Origin of the sequence: Pseudonocardia halophobica, assembly GCF_027922425.1 — a bacterium.
Classification (GTDB): domain Bacteria; phylum Actinomycetota; class Actinomycetes; order Mycobacteriales; family Pseudonocardiaceae; genus Pseudonocardia; species Pseudonocardia halophobica.
The window spans coordinates 1-591 of sequence record NZ_BSFQ01000251.1 but is presented as its reverse complement, the minus strand read 5'-3'; the positions used below and the strand labels follow the sequence as shown (position 1 = coordinate 591).

General features: G+C 62.8%; 1 protein-coding gene. It reads left to right on the top strand.

Annotation, left to right across the window (positions count from 1 at the left end; genetic code table 11):
• Window positions 1–591 (top strand): amino acid ABC transporter permease (locus tag PKE99_RS39370; RefSeq protein WP_271215157.1); only part of this gene is annotated, 591 nt, incomplete at both ends.

The window sequence follows — 591 nt, the reverse complement described above, 5'->3', positions numbered from 1 at the left end:
TTCGGCGCCTGCTGGTGGTGCGGTTCGGCCTTTTGGCCTTTGCGGTGGGTGTTGTCGCGGCCGTGGCCTGGTGGCTGGTCGCTGCCGGACCCCTGACCTCGTCCCTCGCCGGTGTGCTGCCCTTGCGATTGCAGCCGGTGTCGTCGGACCAGTTCGGCGGTTTCGTACTGTCGATCACCATTGGTGTTGCGGGTATCGCGCTGACCCTGCCGGCAGGGATCATCCTTGCGCTGGCCCGGCGTTCGGACCTGCCGGTAATCAAGATGCTGGCGGTGATGTTCATCGAGTTCATCCGCGGTGTGCCCTTGATCACGTTGCTGTTCGTGGCGTCGCTGCTGCTGAACTATTTCCTGCCGCCGGGGACGAATTTCGACATCATCCTGCGGGTCATCATCATGGTGACGCTGTTCGCCTCGGCCTATATGGCCGAGGTGATCCGTGGCGGGCTTGCAGCCCTGCCCAAGGGGCAGTACGAGGCAGCCGATGCGCTGGGGCTGGACTATTGGAAAGCACAGCGGCTGATCATCCTGCCGCAGGCACTCAAGATCTCGATCCCTGGCATCGTCTCGACCTTCATCGGCATGTTCAAGG